Below are 15,920 nucleotides of genomic sequence, written 5' to 3' on the forward strand. Positions count from 1 at the left end.
CGTACGGCAAAACCGTGTCGTCCTGACGCCCGGGGTCTGTGCGTCAAGTCTTGTGGTGATGTGGGCTGCCCGACCGGGCATCCGCATCAGCCATCCGCAAGGCGACGGGGGCAATAGTGCATCGCTCCCCGGGGAGAGCTCGGCATAAGCCGTAAAACCACTGCGCAGGGAAGGCCGTGTGTTGGGCTTCACCTGTATGCCGCTGTGCAGCCTCTCGTAGCGCAACCTTCGCACAGTGGACCGTGGGTGCCAGCCGGCACCCGGCCTTCCCTGCGCCCTCTGACGGAGGAGGGTGAACGAGACAAAGCAAAACTCGGGCGAGCCAAACCGCGAGGACGCGAAGTTGTGCCTGCGACAAAAACACATTCCGCGCGGTGCCGGCGCCGGAGACAACAAACCGCGCCGATCTATGAATGCCGGTTCATTGCTGCGGAGAATTCGAATCGGTAAGAATTCGCTCGTTGCGCGTCTCGCGTCGTGCAACGAACCGGGGGCGCATCGATCGCGTCTTGAACCTTTCGATTGCGCCTCCGACGAATCTTTCAAGGCAACGCCATTGGTTGCCGCGGCGCCTGCGCCGATCGACGTCAGGCACCGACAGCCCGTTTCGATCGGGAGAATTTCATATGAAGTATTTTCTGTCTGCACTGATCGCGGTCGGTCTATCGATTGCCGCCACGCCGTCGTTCGCGGCTGACGCGCGCAACGTTACTGTCGTCAACGAGACCGGCTATGCCATCAAATTCCTGGGCTTCAACGCTCCGGACGATGGCATGGACGAATGGGACAACGAGCTGGAGAAGGTTTTGCAGAACCAGGCGAGCACCTATGTCGAGTTCGACGATGACGACGAAGGATGCGTCTGGAATGTCCGCGTCGACTGGCAGAACTATGACGAGACCGTGCTCTGGAAGAACGTCAACCTCTGCAAGTTCACCGCACTTCGGCTGCGCTACGATTCTGGCACCAAGACCACTTCGTTCGTCGCCGAGTAACTTGACCTGAGGCCAGGCGGAGGAGGGGCCGCGTGCCCTTCCTCGCGGCAATGTGCCAGATAGCGAATTCGTCCTTTGCAAGCGCAAGCGGCTTTGTTATACGCAGCCGCGCGCGAACGACGGGTTCGCCCTTTTCCTCGGTAGCTCAGCGGTAGAGCATCCGACTGTTAATCGGATGGTCGCTGGTTCGAATCCAGCCCGGGGAGCCAAATTCCGCTTCATTTTCAGCGACTTGCGCTCAGACGCTAATCTGGTGTGCGATCTCGTTGCGGCAAATTCTCAATTAGATGTGTACCGTGGCGAGCCGGCATCCACCGGGGCGACGCCAAAACGACTCAATTGAAATCGAGCTTCCTGGCGCGGATCCTTAACGGAGCTGATTCCATGCGAGACATCCAGGTCGACCATTCCCCGCTGGCTCCCTCCATTCTGCCGGGGGACGTCCTCGAACTCAGCGACGACGAATGCCTCGCCTGTCTGGCGCGCGCGGTCGAGACCCACGATTCGGCACGGCTGGATGAAGTCGCCGCATTGATCGGCCGCCTCGCGGTCACGATCGAATAGGTCTCGCCCTCGATGTTGCGAGTTGCGGAACGGCCCGATTCGCGGGCCAAAGCCATGTTGCGTTTTCGCAGGGCCTGTTCCAAAGATGCCGCCAACTTTCGTCCGCGGCATCGTCCGCCTTGCAGGGTCCGCAAATGTCCGTTTTCTCGACGGCGCGCCTAAAAATGGTCGATGGCCAGGTGCGCACCAGTGACGTCACCGACCGTCGTGTTCTCGACGCCATGCTCACGGTTCCGCGCGAGGCTTTCGTGCCGGCTAGCCGGCAGGCATTGGCGTATCTCGACCTCGATCTCGACGTCAGCGAGGACGGCGCCAAGCGGTTTCTGATCAAGCCGCAGCTGACCGGCAAGCTGCTCCAGGCGGCCGAGATCGGCGAGGGTGACAACGTGCTGGTCGTCGGCTGCGCCACGGGCTATCTCGCCGCGCTGGCCGCCAAGCTTGCGCGTCAGGTCATCGCGACGGAACGCGATTCGGCCTTGGCGGCAAAGGCCAACGACGCCTTCGCCGCCCTCGGGCTTGCCAACGTGGCCTGCAAGGCCGCGGGCTGCACCGAGGGTGATGCCGCTGCTGGCCCCTATGATGTGATCGTCCTCAACGGCGCCACCGAGGTGACGCCTTCAGGGCTGCTCGGGCAGCTCAAGGAGGGTGGGCGCCTGGTGGGGGTCTCGGCCGAATCCAGGCCGCCGCGAGCCATGATCGTGACCCATACCCATGGCGAATTCGGCCATCGGGCGCTGTTCGATGCCGCGGCCCCGGTGCTTCCCGGGCTGGAACGGGCCGCCGCCTTCGTCTTCTGACGGCCGATAGCGGCTTTAGCCCATTAAAATCCCGTTCTGAATCAGAAGTGTGGCCGGGATGCTGCACGTGAAGAGTTTCCACCGAGAACCACCCTCAGGTAGTTCCGTCGCGCTTGACCACGTCCTATGTTGCGACGGGGCAACGACTCCACTCGTAGACGGTAACCCAGCTCGCGGGCACGAGCCGGGCGTTAGAATGAACGGAATTTTTGGATGCATGGGGTGAAGCTCTTCACCGGAGCAGCGGTTTCGGTCCTGCTGCTGGCGCTTGCCGCGCCGACGCCTGCCTTGGCGGATACGATCGAGGCTGCGCTGGTGCGCGCCTATCAGAACAATCCGCAGCTCAACGCGCAACGCGCCCAGGTGCGCTCGACCGACGAGAACGTGCCGCAGGCGCTGTCGGGCTATCGGCCCAAGGTCGGGGTCAACCTCAGCACTGGCTATCAATATCAAGATATTCAGCAGCAGCAGAAGGGTCTGCCAATCCATAGCGATCCGCCCCTTCAGCCCAACAGCGCCAGCCTGACCATCAACCAGACGCTCTACAACGGCAATCAGACCGCCAACAGGACGCGCGCGGCGGAGAGCCAGGTCTCGGGGTCCCGCGAGGCGTTGCGCGTGCTCGAGCAGACGGTCCTGTTGCAGGCTGCCACCAGCTACATGGATTATCTTCGTGACTCCGCCACCCTCGAAGTTCAGCGCAGCAACGTGCGCGTGCTCGAACAGACGCTCAAGCAAACCCGCGATCGCTTCAATGTCGGCGAGGTGACGCGCACGGACGTGGCGCAATCCGAAGCGCAGCTCGCGGCCGGCAGGACCCAGGCCCTGACTGCCGAATCGAATCTCACGACGACGCGCGCGAATTTCCGCCGGATCATCGGCAACGAGCCGACGAACCTTGCGCCGGGGTCGCCGGTCGATCGTTTCCTGCCCGGGACGCTCGCCTCCGCCGTCGGTCTCAGCCTGGTGGAGAACCCCAACGTCACGGCCTCGATGTTCGGCATCGACGTCAATTATCTCCAGGTCAAGATCAACGAAGGCGCGCTGCTGCCGACCCTCACGGTTCAGGCTGGCATCACCCAGTCGTACCAGCAGACCCTGACGGTCTTCCGAACGACGACCGCTTCCGCCATCGCGACCGCCTCGGTGCCGATCTATCAGGGCGGCGCTGAATATGCGCTCATCCGCCAATCGAAAGAGAACCTGGCGCAGCAGCGCCTGAATCTCGAAACCACACGCGATCAGACCCGCGCCAACGTCGTGCAGGCCTGGGGCCAGTTGGAAGCTGGCAAGGCGCAGGTGCAGTCCGCGCAGGCGCAGGTTACCGCCTCCGAGATCGCGCTGAACGGCGTGCGCGAGGAAGCCAAGGCCGGCCAGCGCACCACGCTGGACGTGCTCAACGCGCAGCAGGCGCTGGTCAACGCGCGCGTGGCGCTCGTCACTGCCCAGCATGACCGCGTGGTGGCGTCCTATTCGGTGCTCAACGCGGTCGGCCGTCTCGCGCCGCAGGTCCTCGGCCTCAACACCACGGTCTATGATCCCAGCGTTCACTACCAGCAGGTTCGCGACAGCTGGGCCGGCGTACGCACGCCAGACGGACGCTAGTCCCGTAATCACCCGGTCGGCCTCGCAAATAGCCGAAGCCGACCGGTGGTTTGCTTGCAATCATCAAAATCCCTGACATAGCCTTGCCAAGAAGATGCGGGCCGATTCGCTTTGCATCCGATGCCGTGTGCGTAAAGGATGAGGTGCCGAGGGCAGGGGCCGCACCGCTGCACGTTGAGCGGTCATCTGGGGACAAGTCGGGCTGCCGTGACGAAAATGTCGGGCCACCCATCCGGAACCGGCCAATCCTGTCGTGCTTGGTGTAAAACAACGCATGCGAGGGCGTTGATGATGTGGAGTCGGAGATGACGCAGCCTGCAAAGGTCACAGAACCCTCGATGGAGGAGATTCTGGCCTCGATCCGGCGCATCATTGCCGACGATGAGGCCAAGCCGCCGCCGGCGGATGCTGCCAAGCCCGAGAAAGCTGCCGCCCCCGCCGCGCCACCGAAGCCGCAGGCGATCAACGATATTCCGCCATCCAAGGCCGCGCCGCCCAAGCCGGCCGCCGAGAAGGCCGCACCGCCTCCGGCAGCAAAGCCGGCGCCGCCGCCGGCCCCCGCACCCGAGGCGGATGCATCCAACAATCAGGACGATATCGACGCTTTGCTGGCGGGCCTCGACACGGCCACGGCTGCGCCGGAAATCCGTGCTCCCGAGCCGGAGCCCGAACCTGAGCCCGACGTGCTGGAATTGACCGACGATATGGCGCTGGCGATGGAGCCGACGCCGCCTCCGCCGCCGCCGAGCTTCCGCAAGGTCGAGCCGCGCGACGATCTCGAATTCGCCGAATCGCCGCCCCCGCGTCCGACGCCGGCATCCTATGCGCCCGTGGACTTCGATGCGCCGCCACTGCCGCCCCAACAGCCGATGCTGGCGCAATCGACGGTCTCCGCGGTGGAATCCGCCTTCAATTCCCTGGCCCACACGGTGCTCAGCAGCAACGCGCGAACGCTGGAGGATCTGGTCAAGGAGATGCTGCGTCCGATGCTGAAATCCTGGCTGGACGACAATTTGCCAGGCCTCGTCGAACGCATCGTGAAGGCCGAAATCGAGCGGGTATCGCGCGGCGGCAGGTAGATCGGGCCGCAGAGCCCTCATAAAGCCCTGCTTATGCGTCATATTCGGTCTCCCGACCGGACCGGAAAGCCCTGTTGCCGCCTGGCTTTCCTTTGACCTTTCCGTTGACTTGTCCGTTGACTTGGACCCCGTGCGCGGCTTTCTAACAGCGCCATGATCGAGAAAAATTACCAGCCCGCCGATATCGAAGCCCGCATGTCCGTCGTGTGGGAGGATAGCCTTGCCTTCAAGGCCGGCCGCCCGGACCGCCGCGACGCAGTGCCCTTTACCATCGTGATCCCGCCGCCGAACGTGACGGGCTCGCTGCACATGGGCCACGCCCTCAACAACACGCTCCAGGACATCCTGTGCCGGTTCGAGCGCATGCGCGGCCGCGACGTGCTGTGGCAGCCCGGCACCGACCATGCCGGCATCGCCACCCAGATGGTGGTGGAGCGGCAACTGATGGAGCGCCAGCAGCCCAGCCGTCGCGAGATGGGCCGCGAGAAGTTTCTGGAGCGGGTCTGGCAGTGGAAGGCCGAGAGCGGCGACACCATCATCAACCAACTCAAGCGGCTCGGCGCCTCCTGCGACTGGTCGCGCGAACGTTTCACCATGGACGAGGGCCTGTCCAAGGCCGTGGTCAAGGTGTTCGTCGAGCTGCACCGCGACGGCCTGATCTACAAGGACAAGCGGCTGGTGAACTGGGACACCAAGCTGCTCACCGCGATCTCCGATCTCGAAGTGCAGCAGACCGAGGTCAAGGGTAGCCTCTGGTACCTGCGCTATCCGATCGAGGGTAAGACTTTCAGCCCCGACGATCCCTCGAGCTTCATCGTCGTTGCCACCACGCGCCCGGAGACCATGCTCGGCGATACCGGCGTCGCCGTGCATCCCGACGACGAGCGTTATCAGAAGCTGGTCGGCAAGAACGTGATTCTGCCGCTGGTCGGCCGCAAGATCCAGATCGTCGCCGACGAATATTCCGATCCGGAGAAGGGCTCGGGCGCGGTCAAGGTGACACCGGCGCACGACTTCAACGATTTCGAGGTCGGCAATCGCCACGGCCTCGCCCGGATCAGCGTCATCGACAAGGAAGGTTGCCTCGATCTTCTCGACAACGAGGATTATCTGCGCGACCTGCCGGAAGGTGCCTCGCAGTTCGCCGAGGAGTTCAACAAGCTCGATCGCTTTGCAGCGCGCAAGCGCATCGTCGAGCGGCTGGAATCGTTCGGCTTCGTCGAGCGGATCGAGCCCCACACCCACATGGTGCCGCATGGCGACCGCTCCGGCACGGTGATCGAGCCCTATCTCACGGACCAGTGGTATGTCGACGCCAAGACCCTGGCGAAGCCCGCGATGGCCGCAGTGCGTTCGGGCGAAACCACTTTCGTGCCGAAGAACTGGGAAAAAACCTATTTCGAGTGGATGGAGAACATCCAGCCGTGGTGCATCTCGCGCCAACTCTGGTGGGGCCACCAGATCCCGGCCTGGTACGGTCCTGATGGCAAGGTGTTCGTCGCCGAGACCGAGGAGGAGGCCGTCAGCCATGCCCTCGGCTATTACGTCGAGCAGGAAGTCATCACGGTCGAGCAGGGGCGCGAGATGGCGCTCGACCGCAACAAGCGTGACGGCTTCATCACGCGCGACGAAGACGTGCTCGACACCTGGTTCTCCTCGGCGCTGTGGCCGTTCTCGACCCTCGGCTGGCCCGCAGACGCGCCGGAAGTGCAGCGCTACTATCCGACCAACGCGCTGGTGACCGGCTTCGATATCATCTTCTTCTGGGTCGCCCGCATGATGATGATGGGCCTGCACTTCATGAAGGAGGTGCCGTTCTCGACGATCTACATCCACGCCCTCGTCCGCGACGAGAAGGGCGCCAAGATGTCGAAGTCGAAGGGCAACGTCATCGATCCGCTCAGCCTGATCGACCAATATGGAGCGGACGCGCTGCGCTTCACGCTGGCCGCGATGGCCGCGCAGGGGCGCGACATCAAGCTCGCCACCAGCCGTGTCGAGGGCTATCGCAATTTCGCAACCAAGCTCTGGAATGCGTCGCGCTTCGCGGAGATGAACCACTGCGCCGTGCCCGAGGGCTTCGAGCCGGCGAAGGTCAAGGAGACGCTGAACCGCTGGATCGCGCATGAGAGCGCGCACACCACGCGCGAGGTGACCGAGGCGATCGAGGCCTATCGCTTCAATGACGCCGCCGGCAGCATCTACCGCTTCGTCTGGAACGTCTATTGCGACTGGTATCTCGAGCTCGCAAAACCCGTGCTGCTCGGTCCCGATAGCCCTGCCAAGGCCGAGACCCGTGCCATGGTGGCATGGGCGCGCGACGAGATCCTGAAACTGCTTCACCCCTTCATGCCCTTCATCACCGAGGAGCTGTGGGAGGTGACGGCCAAGCGCGACGGTCTGCTCGCGCTGGCACCGTGGCCGCTGAAGCCGGCCGAACCGACGCCGGAGCAGCTTGCGATGCTCGCGGCGACGACGGGGCCGACCGACGCGCTCGTCTCGCCGGTTTGGGTGCTGCCGATCTTCGACCATGCCGACTTCACCGATCCCGCAGCCGAGGCCGAGATCGGCTGGGTGATCGACCTTGTCACGCAGATCCGTTCGGTGCGCGCCGAGATGAACATTCCGCCTGCGACGCTGACGGCGCTGGTGCTCGCAGGCGCCTCGGCCGAGACGAAGGAGCGCGTGCCGCGCTGGAGCGACGTCATCAAGCGCATGGCGCGGCTGTCGGATATCGCCTTCGCCGACCGTGCGCCCGACGGCGCGGTTCAGCTCCTGGTGCGAGGTGAGGTGGCTGCGCTGCCCCTGAAGGGCGTGATCGACGTCGCCGCCGAGCGCACGCGTCTGGACAAGGAGATCGGGAAGGCCGACGCCGACATCAAGCGCGCCGAGTCCAAGCTGGCGAACGAGAAATTCGTGGCCAACGCGGCCGAGGAGGTCGTCGAGGAGGAGCGCGAGAAGCGCGAGGCCGCGCTCGCCCGCAAGGCGAAGCTGCTCGAGGCGCTGGAGCGGCTGAAGCAGGCGTCGTAAGCTTATTTCGGAAACGGCTTGCTGAGGAATTTCGAACCCCTGGCGCCATAGCGCCAGGGCAGCTCGACCGCCTTGGTGATGCCGATCCGGATGCCGGCCGCCACCTCGACGTCCTCCGACCGCGCATGCAGCGCGATCGGCGAACGGTCCAGCGGCAAGGCATTGTGCGCGATGGTGATGCCGAGCGCTTCGGTCAGCTTGCCCGGGCCCGAGCACAACGCGTGCAAATCCTGGAGATGGCGCCGCCGACGCATCGCGGCGATGCCATGGGTCGGCTCCAGCGCGCGGATCAGCACGGCGCTGGCAGAGCCTTCGTCCTCGCAGACGAAGTTCACGCACCAGTGGATGCCGTAGGAGCGATAGACATAGGCAAAGCCGGGCGGGCCGAACATCACCTGGTTCCGCGGCGTGGGGCCATTGTAGGAGTGCGCCGCCGGCTCGGTATGATGATAGGCCTCGACCTCGACGATGATCCCACCGACGCCGTCGACCAGCATGGTCGCGCCGATCAAGTCGGGCGCGACCTCGTGGACGCTGCGTGCGAAAAAGGCACGCCTCAGCGCTTTGCCGAGCCGGGGTGTGGAAGGTTTCGAGACTGGAGCCATTCGAGGTGAGAATCGCCAGAGAACAGAGCGGGATATTGCCCATATCTGCCATGTTCCCTGAAGCGGGGCGAGCCGGGTTGCGATGCCCGGCCAGACCGACTAGGTAGGACTTGGTCAGACCGGACACCCCATGGTCGTTATTGTCGATACCATCTCGAACCCGCTGCGCCCACGTCACCCCGAAAAGGTGAACCGGCCCGATTCCGCTTCGCCGCCGAAGCCGGACTGGATCCGCGTACGCGCGCCCAACACGCGCGGCTATGCCGACACCCGCAACATCGTGCGCGCCAACGGCCTGCATACGGTGTGCGAGGAGGCGGGGTGCCCGAATATCGGCGAGTGCTGGGACAAGAAGCACGCGACCTTCATGATCATGGGTGACACCTGCACCCGCGCCTGCGCGTTCTGCAACGTCAAGACCGGCATGCCGAACGCGCTTGACGCGGCCGAGCCGCAGAACGTCGGCGAGGCCGTGGCCAAGCTCGGGCTTGCCCATGTCGTCATCACCTCCGTCGACCGCGACGATCTCACTGACGGCGGCGCCGAGCATTTCGCCCAGACCATCCGCGCGATCCGCGCCGCGTGCCCCTCGACCACGATCGAGATCCTGACGCCCGACTTCCTGCGCAAGGAGGGAGCGCTGGAGGTCGTCGTCGCGGCGAAGCCCGACGTGTTCAACCACAATCTCGAGACCGTGCCGTCGTGCTATCTCACCGTGCGGCCGGGCGCGCGGTATTTCCATTCGATCCGGCTGCTGCAGCGGGTCAAGGAACTCGATCCCACCATCTTCACCAAGTCCGGCATCATGGTCGGCCTCGGCGAGGAGCGCCACGAGGTGCAGCAGGTGATGGACGATCTGCGTTCGGCCGATGTCGATTTCCTGACCATCGGGCAATATCTCCAGCCGACCCGCAAGCATCACGCCGTGATGCGCTACGTGCCGCCGGACGAGTTTTCGTCCTACGAGAAGGTCGCCTACACCAAGGGCTTCCTGATGGTGTCGGCGAGCCCGCTCACCCGTTCGTCGCATCATGCCGGCGAGGATTTTGCGAAACTGAAAGCCGCGCGGGCAGCAAGCGCCCGCTGAATCGCCATGCCCAATTTTTCGAGCAAGCGCCGTGTCGATCACAGCGCGTCCGAGATGTTTGATCTGGTCGCCGACGTCGAGCGCTACCCGGAATTCGTGCCGCTGTGCAGCGCGCTGAAGGTCCGACAGCGCATGGCGAAACCCGACGGCACCGAGGTACTGGTCGCAGACATGACGGTGTCGTTCAAGCTGGTCAGGGAATCCTTCACCAGCCGCGTGACGCTCGACCGCGCCAATTTGAGGATCCTGGTCGAATATCTGCAAGGTCCTTTCAGCAATCTGGAAAACCGCTGGACTTTCGAGCCCAAAGGCGAGAGCGTTTGCGATGTCGGTTTCTTTCTCGCCTACGAGTTCAAGAGCCGCATGCTGGCGCTCCTGATGGGTTCAATGTTCGACGCCGCGTTCGCGCGATTTTCCATCGCGTTCGAGAAGCGGGCGGATGCGATCTACGGACGGCGGAAGCTGGCGTCGTCGTAGTGGTTGCGGACGGGCACGCTCTCGTGTCCCGGACGCGGTGCAGCGCATAGCGCTGCTCCGCAGAGCCGGGACCCACGCCGCACCGACGGCTCGGAAGCATGGGCCCCGGCTCTGCAGCGCACCGCTGAAGGGGCGCTGCGCTGCATCCGGGGCACGAACTCCTAGCTTCAATCCACCGCCTTCACGACATCCGGCGGCTGCGAGGCATAGTACGCTGCGGCCTGCTCGATTTCCTCCGGGGTCATCGCACGCGCGATGTTGCGCATCTGCTGGCTGATGTCGTTGCGACGCTCGCCGGAGGCGAAGGCCTGCAGCTGCGCCTTCATGTAGGCCTCGGACTGGCCTTCGAGCCACGGGCTGCCGGTCTTGTTGTCGAGGCTGCCGTGGCAGGCGCCGCAGGGCGCGATGCCGCGCATCGGTGCGCCGTAGATCACGATGTTTGGCTTCGGCAGTTGCGGCGTCGGGTGATAGGCCGGCAGCCGCGGCAGGTAGGCGTAATAGTTCGAGAGATCCGCGATCTCCTGGTCCGTCAAATTGACGGCGAATGGCGACATCACCGCATTGGCGCGCGCGGCGGTGCGGAAATCATGCAGCTCCTTGTAGATCACGGCGGCATATTGACCCGCAAGATTGGGCGAGTCCGCGCGGCTGACACCGGTCGGGCCGTGACAGATCGCGCAACGCTGCGCCAGCGTGGCGCCGCGGCCGATCGCCTCCTGGCTCGGGCGTGACAGCGTGTTCGACGTCAGTACGACCCCCGACAGTCGCTTGGTCTGCTCCGGCGCAGTCACGCTCGCCGCGCGTTGCGGCACACCGGCAGCGTTGCAGATTGCGTCCCAGACGTTGGCGAACTGAACCCAGGGCTGCGCAAACGGCAGCACGAGGAAGCCTGCAATCGCCGTGACGATAAGGATCGCGGCTGTGATGACCACACTCGTCTTGAAATGACGATTGGTGAGGGTGAAGAGCTCCCGCGTGCTCATCACTGCGCTCCCACATAAACGGCCGGCACAGAGGTGCCCTCGGTCAGGGCCAGATTCAGGATCGGATAGCCGTAATTGGTGAGAGTGAGGGCGATCATCAACGCCACCCACAGCGCATGGGTGTTGAGCGCGACCGGGACCGTTGTGGGCTGATGCACGGCCAACGCGAAGCGATAGGGGCCGGCGTCGACCTGCGGCGCACGCATGGCGCGGGCCAGGATCACGATAAACATGATGCCCGACGCCAGCAGGATGAAGCCGCCGATTGCCGAGAGGGTGACCGAAAGTGCCTGCGGGGCGATGGCGGGATCGCCGAAGTCGAAATAGGCCATGCGGCGCGGCATGCCGAGAATGCCGACCCAGTGCCAGGGAAAGGTCGTGACGATCATGCCGATGAACCACAGCCAGAGCTGGGTGCGGATCAGGCGGAGATCGATCAGCTCGCGCCCGGTCAGATGCGGCCACAGATCGTAGGCGATCGCAAAATACATGATTACGATGGCGCCGCCGAAGATCAGGTGGAAATGGCCGGTGATCCACTGCGTGTTGTGGATCGACGCATCGAGCTGATAGCTCATGTTGATGAGGCCGCCGGCGCCGCCGAAGCCGAGCATGACGAAGGAAAAGGCGAGGGCCAGCATCATCGGGTTGTCCCAGGGCAGGGCCCTGATCCAGCCGAACATGCCGCGGCCGCCGCGCAGGCGGGCCGCGATCTCGACCGAGGCGCAGATCGTGAACACGGTCAACAGCGTCGGCAGCGCGACCAGCGCGGTGAACGCCGAATGGATGAACTTGAAGCCGGCGCCGACCTGCGGATCGGCAAAGGTGTGGTGCATGCCGATGGGCATCGCGACCACCAGGAAGAGGATGAAGGAGATCCGCGCCATACTGTCGGAATAGATGCGGCCGCCGATCGCGCGCGGCACGATGGTGTAATAGGCGATGTAGGTCGGCATCAGCCAGAAATAGACGATGGCATGCAGCGTCCAGGAGAAGAACACGCGCGCAAGCCCGGCGTCGATGGTGGCCTTCAGTCCGGAGGCGACCGGAATGATCTGCAGCAGCAGCTCGAGCGCGGCGCCGACCGCGGTCCAGGCCCACAGATACGAACCCGCGACATTGGCGAACATTGCGAGCGGCACCGGCGCGCCGGGATGGGCTTTCCGCCAGACGCGCAGATTGAGCGACATCAACGCGACCCAGATCCAGGAGCCGACCACGACCAGCACGACGCCGAGGTAGTAGAAGACGTTGCCGATCAGCGGCGGATAGAAGGTGTAGAGCACCGAGGCGCGGCCGAGCCCGACCGGGACCATCGCCATGATCGCGCCGACCACAATCAGCCAGAATCCCGCCCAGGCCAATCGCACGCCGACCAGCCGCTGCTCCAGCGCGGATTCGCTGATGGCATAGCCAAAGCCCATCGCGACCAGGGTCGGGAAGACGTAGCCCATCACCGTGCCGTGCGCGGTCAGCGAGCGGTAATAGAGCTCGGGATTGGACAGCCATGTGCCGATCGGGCTGCGGATGAACATCTGCCAGGCGCCGAGCGTGAGCGCGATGCCGAACACGACGAAGGCCAGCCAGAAATGAGCGAGGATGAGCTTTCTATTGACCAACACAGCTCAGCCTCCCGCCGCCCTTCGCGCGGTTCGCGAAGTCAGTCTTGTCGATCACCTTGACCTTGCCCCACATGCCCTCGTGGCCGAAGGAGCAAAACTCCTGGCAAGGCATCAGATAGTCGCCGCTCTTCGTAAAGCGCATGAGCTGCTCGGAGATGTAGCCCGGCACCAGCATGGTGTTGACGTTGGTGCCCTGGATCAGGATGCCGTGAACGACGTCTGCGCTGGTGGCGCGCAGCGTGATCGGCGTGTCCACGGGCACCACGATGCAGGCCGGCGTGAAGGAATATTGCTGGCCGATCGCGCGCACGGTCACATTGCCATTGGCCTCGAGCACGCTGCCGAGATTGCTTTCGACGAACTCACCTGAGAGATGCAGCCGCGAGGGATCGGTAGTCTCGACGCGAGGTTGCGGCATGGTCGCGCGATGGATGCCGGCGAACGCCGCCAGCAGCGCCATCATCACGACGATGATCACGGCGATGGTGGCCCAGCGCCGCTCGACGCGGGCTGCGACCTCGGCGCTGGCGCTGCCGTTGCTGTGGGCTCCCTCGGCGCTCATTGCAGCGAGCCGCGCGGCAGGAACACGAATAGATAGAAGGCGAACCACATCGCCACCACGCAGGCCGTGGCGATGCCGGCGAGCACGATCGCGCCCGATGGTCCCTGGGCAACCACCTCCTCGATGGCCTGGTCGGCGGCGGCTGGGCTGGTCGGCGGATCGGAATTGAACATGGCGGCCCTCAGTTCAGCGGTGCCGAGCGCAGCTCGTTGGCCTCGCGCGCCGAGACCGGCGTGCCGCGATTGCCCCAGGCGGTGCGGATGTAGGAGACGACGGCGGCGACCTCGTTGTCGGAGAGGAGGCCGGCGAAGGGCGGCATGCCGTAGGGCATCGGGTTGCCCTTGGTGCCCGGCGGATAGCCGCCATTGAGCACCATGCGGATCGGGTTGACCGCCGACTGCATCTCGATCGACTGGTTGTTGGCGAGCGGCGGCCAGTGCGGTGGCTTGCCCTCGCCCTGCGCACCATGACAGCTCGCACAATTCTTGTCGTAAACGGTCTTGCCGAGGCTGATCAGAAGGCTGCTCTCGCTGGTCGGCAGCGCCGAGCTCGCCGCCGGCGGAGGCGAGGGCTCCGCGATACCCTTGAGGTAGACCGCCATCGCCCGGGTGTCCTCGTCGTTGAGATATTGCAAGCTGTTGTGCACGACCTCGGCCATCGGGCCGTAGACCACGCCACGCCTGGAGACGCCGGTCTGGAGCAGATCCGTGATGTCCTTGATGCTCCAGTCGCCGAGCCCGGCCTCACGGTTCGAGGTCAGCGATGGCGCGTACCAGTTCTGCATCGGAATCAGGCCGCCCTTGAAGGCGTCGGATTGCGAGGTGCCGCCGAGCGCGTTGATCGGCGAATGGCACATGCCGCAATGGCCGAGGCCCTCGACCAGATAGGCGCCGCGATTCCACTCCGCTGATTTCTTCGGATCGGGCTTGAACTCGCCCTCGCTGAAGAACAGCGTGCGCCAGCCGAGGATGAGCTGGCGGTTGTCGTAGGGGAAACGCAATTCGTGCGGCTTGTTCTTCTGGTTTACCGGCGCAGTCGAGCGCAGATAGGCGAAGATCGCGTCGCTGTCGGAGCGCGTGACCTTGGTGTAGGACGCAAACGGCATCGCCGGGTAGATCAACCCGCCGTCCGGGAAACGGCCGCTGTGCATGGTCTTGTAGAAGTCGTCGGCGCTCCACTTGCCGATGCCAGTCTCCGGATCGGGCGTGATGTTGGAGGTGTAGAGCGTACCGAACGGGGTCGGCATGGCACGGCCGCCGGCAAACAGACGTCCTTCCGGTGCGGTGTGGCAGGCGGTGCAATCGCCGGCACGGGCCAGATATTCGCCGCGCGAGATGACGTCACCAGTCTTGTCCTTGTCCTGCGCTGCTGCTGCCGTGGTGAACGCGGCGAGGGCGAGCAACTTCATGGAAAGGAGCTTGATCGACAGTTTGAAGCCCATCATCCGCCTCGTCAGTTGGGCTGGCTACCGCAGCCGAATGGCAGCGCGTAGGTGCCTTTCGGCACGGGGGCTGGGTTGGCGGGGGCAGGCCGCGTCGCAAGCCAGGCTGCGACGGCGGTGACGTCCGCCTCGGTCAGGTGACCGGCGACGAGCTGCATGCAATCAGGGGATTTCGCGGTGCGAGTGCCATAACGCCAGCCGCCGAGCTGGGCGCTGATGTAATTGGCGCGCAAGCCCAGCAGGCCGGGGATGCCCGGCTGCATGCCCGTCAGTCCCGGGCCATGACAGCTTACGCAAGCCGGAATGTTGCGGCCGGCATCGCCGCTGGTGGCGAGCAGCTCACCGTGCGCGAGGACGTCGTTGCTCACTTCGCTCGGCGCCGGCTGTGGCAGCGGCGGGTGCTCGCTGGCGAAATATTCGGCCATTGCCTCCAAATAGGGATCGGGCAGGAATTCCAGCAGATAATTCATCGGCGGGTATTTGCGCCGGCCGCTGCGGAAAGCGAGGAGCTGGTTGTAGAGATAACCGGCCGGCTTGCCAGCGAGACGCGGAAAATAGACGTCGCTGGTGCCTTCGCCCTTGTTGCCGTGACAGGGTGTGCAAGCCTCGACGCGCGCCGCCATCGTATCCGGCGGCTGGCTGGCGGTTTGCGCGGTCGCACCGTCGAGGGCGGCGATGACGGCCAAGGCAGTAACGGCGACTGCCGCAGCAGTGTAGCGAGCGAACACTCTCGTCGCCCTCCAGGGGCTGGGCCGGGTTGATTCCCGGTCACAACGTAGAGCGGCATTATTGCGCCAATATAGTCGTGTGCAAGACGGCAAGGCGCCAATGACGTTTGCTCGCGGTTGCACATTTGCGATCCCGATCGGTTTCGACAAAGTTTGCGTGCATTTTGAAAAGCAGACACAGGATTGCAGTCTCGCGACGAATCTCGCCCGAGCTTTGCTTCGTCGCGTACACCCTCCTCGTCAGAGGGCGCAGGGAAGACCGGGTGCCGGCTGGCACCCACGGTCCACTGTGCGAAGGTTGCGCTACAAGAGGCTGCACAGCGGCATACAGGTGAAGCCCAACAC

General features: G+C 64.4%; 15 protein-coding genes and 1 tRNA gene. 9 read left to right on the forward strand and 7 right to left on the reverse strand.

The annotated features are described in order from the left end of the window. The first annotated feature begins 626 nt into the window (after positions 1-626). The 7 genes from AC0L2F_RS35130 to AC0L2F_RS35160 all read left to right on the forward strand — a co-directional run bounded on the left by AC0L2F_RS35130 (position 627) and on the right by AC0L2F_RS35160 (position 8,070). Positions 627-995 (forward strand): hypothetical protein, encoded by a 369-nt coding sequence (locus AC0L2F_RS35130; protein ID WP_063996380.1) that lies wholly within the window; start codon positions 627-629, stop codon positions 993-995. Positions 996-1,129: 134 nt separating this feature from the next. Then, positions 1,130-1,204, forward strand: a tRNA-Asn gene (locus AC0L2F_RS35135). 175 nt (positions 1,205-1,379) lie between these two features. Further along, complete coding sequence (locus AC0L2F_RS35140; RefSeq protein ID WP_473251453.1) at positions 1,380-1,559, forward strand: hypothetical protein; 180 nt, start codon at positions 1,380-1,382, stop codon at positions 1,557-1,559. Between the two features lie 134 nt (positions 1,560-1,693). Then, positions 1,694-2,356: a protein-L-isoaspartate O-methyltransferase family protein gene (locus tag AC0L2F_RS35145; protein ID WP_473251454.1), complete on the forward strand. Its 663-nt coding sequence runs from the start codon at positions 1,694-1,696 to the stop codon at positions 2,354-2,356. Between the two features lie 213 nt (positions 2,357-2,569). Further along, on the forward strand, positions 2,570-3,961 hold the full coding sequence (locus tag AC0L2F_RS35150) for a TolC family outer membrane protein (protein WP_063996377.1): 1,392 nt from the start codon (positions 2,570-2,572) through the stop codon (positions 3,959-3,961). 305 nt (positions 3,962-4,266) lie between these two features. Continuing rightward, positions 4,267-5,040, forward strand: a complete 774-nt coding sequence (locus tag AC0L2F_RS35155; RefSeq protein ID WP_473251455.1) for a PopZ family protein — start codon at positions 4,267-4,269, stop codon at positions 5,038-5,040. A 153-nt stretch (positions 5,041-5,193) separates the two neighbouring features. Further along, the gene (locus AC0L2F_RS35160) at positions 5,194-8,070 is read left to right on the forward strand and encodes a valine--tRNA ligase (protein ID WP_473251456.1); all 2,877 of its coding nucleotides are present in this window, start codon (positions 5,194-5,196) and stop codon (positions 8,068-8,070) included. A gap of 2 nt (positions 8,071-8,072) precedes the next feature. Here the strand turns inward: AC0L2F_RS35160 and AC0L2F_RS35165 are convergent, their stop codons facing one another. Continuing rightward, positions 8,073-8,675, reverse strand: a complete 603-nt coding sequence (locus AC0L2F_RS35165; protein ID WP_473251457.1) for a DNA-3-methyladenine glycosylase — start codon at positions 8,673-8,675, stop codon at positions 8,073-8,075. Positions 8,676-8,805: 130 nt separating this feature from the next. Between AC0L2F_RS35165 and lipA the strand changes: the two genes are divergently transcribed. After that, entirely contained in the window at positions 8,806-9,762 is a 957-nt protein-coding gene (gene lipA / locus AC0L2F_RS35170; protein ID WP_007591147.1) for a lipoyl synthase, read from the forward strand. A gap of 6 nt (positions 9,763-9,768) precedes the next feature. Continuing rightward, entirely contained in the window at positions 9,769-10,239 is a 471-nt protein-coding gene (locus tag AC0L2F_RS35175) for a type II toxin-antitoxin system RatA family toxin (protein ID WP_063996373.1), read from the forward strand. 167 nt (positions 10,240-10,406) lie between these two features. Here the strand turns inward: AC0L2F_RS35175 and AC0L2F_RS35180 are convergent, their stop codons facing one another. The 6 genes from AC0L2F_RS35180 to AC0L2F_RS35205 are packed head-to-tail and all read right to left on the reverse strand — an operon-like array spanning position 10,407 to position 15,575. After that, positions 10,407-11,222 carry a c-type cytochrome gene (locus AC0L2F_RS35180; RefSeq protein ID WP_473251458.1) on the reverse strand — a complete coding sequence of 272 codons (816 nt, stop codon included), beginning with the start codon at positions 11,220-11,222 and terminating at the stop codon, positions 10,407-10,409. Further along, positions 11,222-12,844 (reverse strand): b(o/a)3-type cytochrome-c oxidase subunit 1, encoded by a 1,623-nt coding sequence (locus AC0L2F_RS35185; protein ID WP_473251459.1) that lies wholly within the window; start codon positions 12,842-12,844, stop codon positions 11,222-11,224. The genes AC0L2F_RS35180 and AC0L2F_RS35185 overlap by 1 nt, the downstream gene beginning before the upstream one ends. Beyond that, on the reverse strand, positions 12,831-13,406 hold the full coding sequence (locus AC0L2F_RS35190) for a cupredoxin domain-containing protein (RefSeq protein WP_063996370.1): 576 nt from the start codon (positions 13,404-13,406) through the stop codon (positions 12,831-12,833). The genes AC0L2F_RS35185 and AC0L2F_RS35190 overlap by 14 nt, the downstream gene beginning before the upstream one ends. Then, entirely contained in the window at positions 13,403-13,579 is a 177-nt protein-coding gene (locus AC0L2F_RS35195) for a hypothetical protein (protein ID WP_473251460.1), read from the reverse strand. The genes AC0L2F_RS35190 and AC0L2F_RS35195 overlap by 4 nt, the downstream gene beginning before the upstream one ends. Positions 13,580-13,587: 8 nt before the next feature. Further along, positions 13,588-14,847: a cytochrome c gene (locus AC0L2F_RS35200; protein ID WP_473251462.1), complete on the reverse strand. Its 1,260-nt coding sequence runs from the start codon at positions 14,845-14,847 to the stop codon at positions 13,588-13,590. 11 nt (positions 14,848-14,858) lie between these two features. Then, positions 14,859-15,575 (reverse strand): c-type cytochrome, encoded by a 717-nt coding sequence (locus AC0L2F_RS35205; protein WP_473251461.1) that lies wholly within the window; start codon positions 15,573-15,575, stop codon positions 14,859-14,861. Between the last annotated feature and the right edge of the window lie 345 nt (positions 15,576-15,920).

The organism is Bradyrhizobium sp. Ken64, from assembly GCF_055807555.1.

Coding starts and splice junctions, on each gene's coding strand:
- AC0L2F_RS35130 (WP_063996380.1), top strand. CDS start 627: ATGAAGTATTTTCTGTCTGCACTGATCGCGGTCGGTCTATCGATTGCC.
- AC0L2F_RS35140 (WP_473251453.1), top strand. CDS start 1,380: ATGCGAGACATCCAGGTCGACCATTCCCCGCTGGCTCCCTCCATTCTG.
- AC0L2F_RS35145 (WP_473251454.1), top strand. CDS start 1,694: ATGTCCGTTTTCTCGACGGCGCGCCTAAAAATGGTCGATGGCCAGGTG.
- AC0L2F_RS35150 (WP_063996377.1), top strand. CDS start 2,570: ATGCATGGGGTGAAGCTCTTCACCGGAGCAGCGGTTTCGGTCCTGCTG.
- AC0L2F_RS35155 (WP_473251455.1), top strand. CDS start 4,267: ATGACGCAGCCTGCAAAGGTCACAGAACCCTCGATGGAGGAGATTCTG.
- AC0L2F_RS35160 (WP_473251456.1), top strand. CDS start 5,194: ATGATCGAGAAAAATTACCAGCCCGCCGATATCGAAGCCCGCATGTCC.
- AC0L2F_RS35165 (WP_473251457.1), bottom strand. CDS start 8,675: ATGGCTCCAGTCTCGAAACCTTCCACACCCCGGCTCGGCAAAGCGCTG.
- lipA (WP_007591147.1), top strand. CDS start 8,806: ATGGTCGTTATTGTCGATACCATCTCGAACCCGCTGCGCCCACGTCAC.
- AC0L2F_RS35175 (WP_063996373.1), top strand. CDS start 9,769: ATGCCCAATTTTTCGAGCAAGCGCCGTGTCGATCACAGCGCGTCCGAG.
- AC0L2F_RS35180 (WP_473251458.1), bottom strand. CDS start 11,222: ATGAGCACGCGGGAGCTCTTCACCCTCACCAATCGTCATTTCAAGACG.
- AC0L2F_RS35190 (WP_063996370.1), bottom strand. CDS start 13,406: ATGAGCGCCGAGGGAGCCCACAGCAACGGCAGCGCCAGCGCCGAGGTC.
- AC0L2F_RS35195 (WP_473251460.1), bottom strand. CDS start 13,579: ATGTTCAATTCCGATCCGCCGACCAGCCCAGCCGCCGCCGACCAGGCC.
- AC0L2F_RS35200 (WP_473251462.1), bottom strand. CDS start 14,847: ATGGGCTTCAAACTGTCGATCAAGCTCCTTTCCATGAAGTTGCTCGCC.